At 57.9% G+C, this 3,296-nt stretch carries 3 protein-coding genes; all 3 read right to left on the bottom strand.

Annotated features, from left to right (window positions below):
- On the bottom strand, positions 1–527 hold a 527-nt coding region (locus DBR23_RS29150; protein ID WP_146191210.1), incomplete at its 3' end, for a hypothetical protein.
- A complete protein-coding gene (locus DBR23_RS02975; protein WP_056066200.1) occupies positions 524–1,078 on the bottom strand; it encodes a pesticin C-terminus-like muramidase in 555 nt (184 codons plus the stop codon). The genes DBR23_RS29150 and DBR23_RS02975, both read right to left, overlap by 4 nt.
- A gap of 570 nt (positions 1,079–1,648) precedes the next feature.
- Complete coding sequence (locus DBR23_RS02970) at positions 1,649–3,289, bottom strand: ATP-binding protein (RefSeq protein ID WP_233250245.1); 1,641 nt, start codon at positions 3,287–3,289, stop codon at positions 1,649–1,651.
- Positions 3,290–3,296: the final 7 nt, after the last annotated feature.

Below are 3,296 nucleotides of genomic sequence, written 5' to 3'. Positions count from 1 at the left end.
ATCTTGAGGCTGAAAAATTGCGTGTCCGTTTCGATCTCCACGGTGTCTCGGTTCATGGTCACTTTGCCCAAACCCAAGAGAGTCTTGGGCGTGTGGGTTGGACCGTCTGCACGGTTGCGCAGTGAGGACGGGAAGGTGCGCAGGTCCAAGCGTTCATAAAGCGCTTTGACCGCGTTGGCAGGCAGGGCGGCTTGGGTCACGATAAAAGGCTGGGTGCCGACCATTCGCAATGCGTCACACACCAAGTATTCGCTGCGAATTTCCGCACTGCGTGTGGATTCGTCCGGAGCACTGGTAGACAAAAGATTGGAATACTGCGCGCAGTTGTTTGCCACGCCCCCGTTGTCAAATGGCAAAGCCGTCCTGGGTACAGAAAGCGCCCCCTTCAGGTCCGTAAGTGCGGCCGCCACAGCAGCGTTCTGGGGGCTTACCTGGGTGAGTGCTTTGTGAGCGGAATGGCTCGCCGCTTGTGATGCGCCCAACGAGAGATAAACAGTTGCTGCTGTAGTGAGTAGAAATTTGTTCACTTGATGTTCTCCAGAAGCGCGGCTTCCTTCTTTCTGCGGGTTGGGAAAACATCGCCGAAGTTCCTCAAGATTTTTGCTGCTTCCGTCCAATCCTGTTTTGTGACGGCTGCCCAGAACTTCGGTGTCGCTGCATCCAGATTTTTCCCGTATTGGAAGGATACCGACGCGATCACGGTTTGAGCCTCTGCTGGCAAATCTATAAAGCTTTTTTCGCTAGAGGCTGCGTCGTATTTAATTTTCACCGTGGCCAAGTGAGCAGATTTAACAGCCTTGTCGATAGATTCTGCTTCGGAGGATGTGATTGTGAGCGGCGTTGTATCCAGCAGCTTCTTGGCGTCCTCCTTCTTGGCGCCGAGGTACGGTTTTAATTTTTCGATCAGGTTGGCAGGCAAGCCCAGTCGCTTCAAGTCTGCTTCTGACCGTTGGCCCAAGTCAAAACCGGTCGCAATCGTTACACCGCTTTTGCTCACTGCAGTTGCCGGAACGTAGCCACTAGTGGTGCGACCGCCCTCTAGGTCGCTCAGAAATGAATAGTCAATTAAGTCAGGCATTCTTGATTCTTGTTTTCGTATCTGTTTTTAAAGTGTGCGAGCAGATTTACTGATGTAGAGCCTCAAGTTGAGCCGCTACTGCGGACTCATCTGCACTATTCCTTGGCTCGCCCATCTGCTCAAATTGGCGTTGTGACGGAAGTACCCTCCCGCGCGGCGCATTGTTCTCTGTATTGATTCGATAACGCATCTCACGCAGCTTTATTTCGTCTCCAGTTGCAACGGCTACTGAGTGGTGGGCCGGGTGCAAAAAAACGCATCGACGCCATTGCAATAGAGGCTAGGCGGCGACCGCTTCATTTGAAGCTGTACGGTGCGGTAGAACATCTGGTCACCTTGTCCCGCATTCAAAGGCAACGAGCGTTACATACGCTTCAGTTGATCAGCCTAAAAGGCAACGTGTCTTGACATAGACGTTGGCGCTGTGAGTTCGATTGGAGAACCGACTGATGCCTTCGTATTTCAACGATATGGGAATGTTGGATCGCAGCTGCGAACTGCATCTGAGGCGGGTGCTTTACGGAGCACTGGACACAAAACGTTCAACGTATCGCACCAGCACAGATCTGGTTACTTAGACTCCATGCCCGGCTCGCGGGGCAAAGTCAGCGTGAAGCGCGACCCCTGGCCCTCCGCAGAGGATAGTGTGAGCGTGCCCCCCATCAGCACCGCCAACGCCCGCGACAACGCCAGCCCGAGGCCCGTGCCGCCGTGCTGGTAGCTCACCTGGTCGTTGCCTTGGCGAAATTTCTCAAAGATCGTTTCGTGCAGGTGCGCCGGGATGCCCGGGCCGGTGTCCACCACGTGGAAGCGCACGGCGTCTTGGCTGGCGTCCACCTCAATGGCGACCGAGCCCGTGTCGGTGAACTTCATGGCGTTGGACAGCAGGTTGTTGAGCACCTGTTTAAGCCGCAGTCCGTCGCACATCAAAGTGTGGGGGGCGTCAGGGGCAATGCGCACATGGAGCGCCAGGTTCTTGTTGGCGGCCGTGACGGCAAAGAAGTCGGCGGTGGACTGAACAATCTCGGTCACGTTCTGTTCGGTGGGCATGTGGGGCATGGCACCTGCTTCCACCTTGGCCAGGTCCAGGATCTCGGTGAGCAGGGCGTTCAAGTGGTCTGCCGCCTTGCGGATCAGGCTGGCCTGTTCCTTGAAGCGGGGCTGCTCCAGCCGTAGCTCCATCAGTTCTGCGAAGCCGCGGATGCTGGTGAGGGGCGTGCGCAACTCGTGCGAGACGGCGGCCAGGAACTCGCTCTTGGCCTGGCTGGCCGAGCGGGCCTCGGCCTCGCTGATGCGCAGTGCGGCGTTGGTGCTCTCCAACTGGCGCACGCTGCGCACAAAGATCAGCGCTGCACCCACCAGCGCCACACTGAACAGCGCCATGGTGAACAGGGCCACATTGCGGCTAGCGCGCCATTCCTGCAAGGCCTCGTCGGTGCTGGTGGCCACCACCACCATCAGAGGGTAGGTGCCAACACGGCTGTAGGCATAAATGCGTTCGATACCGTCGATGCCGCTGGAGCGCACGTAGTGGCCGCTGGGGCCGCGTTCTTCTGCATTGTTGTCCGGACTGCGCGGCACTACGCTTCCCATTCCGACGCTCTGTCCTCCCATCACTCTTGCTCGAATGGTGCGGTCGTTTCCGATAAGTGTCACGACACCAGTTCGCCCCAATTGAACTCCGCGATAGACGTCCTCAAAGTAACCGGGGTTCACGGAGGCAACAATCACGCTGGCTACGCCACCGCCAGCGTCCTGAATCTTGCGCGACAACTGGATGGTGGCCTTGCCGGACACCTTCCCAATCACGGGCTTGCCCACAAACAGTCCGCTAGGCGTCTGCTGCAGACGGACCGCCTCCGACGCGGAGGGATGGAGGTGCACTTGCACATGCTCACGCTCGGACAGGTCAACGTGACCCGTTTTCTCGCCGGTGGGGTCGATGTTGCTTCCAACGAACCGGCCGTCGGAGCCGACCAGTGAGAGCTGAGTCAGGATCAAGGGGGCAAGCCCGGTCTCGTTGGCGAACCGCGTGAAGTCTGCCTTTTCAAAGTCGTTGGCCAGCACAGTGTCACGCATGCGAAGGGTCGCCTGGTCTACGGCCGCCATCACCCGTACGGTCTGTTCGCCCAGGCTCAGCGCGAGATTGCTGTTCTGGCGAACCTGCGCGTTCATGGCATCGCGCCGTGACACATCCATAAGCAGAGCCACCGTACCC

The sequence above is a fragment of the Acidovorax sp. HMWF018 genome (assembly GCF_003061035.1).
GTDB classification, from domain to species: domain Bacteria; phylum Pseudomonadota; class Gammaproteobacteria; order Burkholderiales; family Burkholderiaceae_C; genus Acidovorax; species Acidovorax delafieldii.
This window is presented reverse-complemented; position numbering and strand designations above follow the sequence as displayed.

Bases quoted from the DNA above. Each gene is read 5' to 3' on its own strand.
- DBR23_RS02975 (WP_056066200.1), bottom strand. From the start codon at position 1,078: ATGCCTGACTTAATTGACTATTCATTTCTGAGCGACCTAGAGGGCGGT.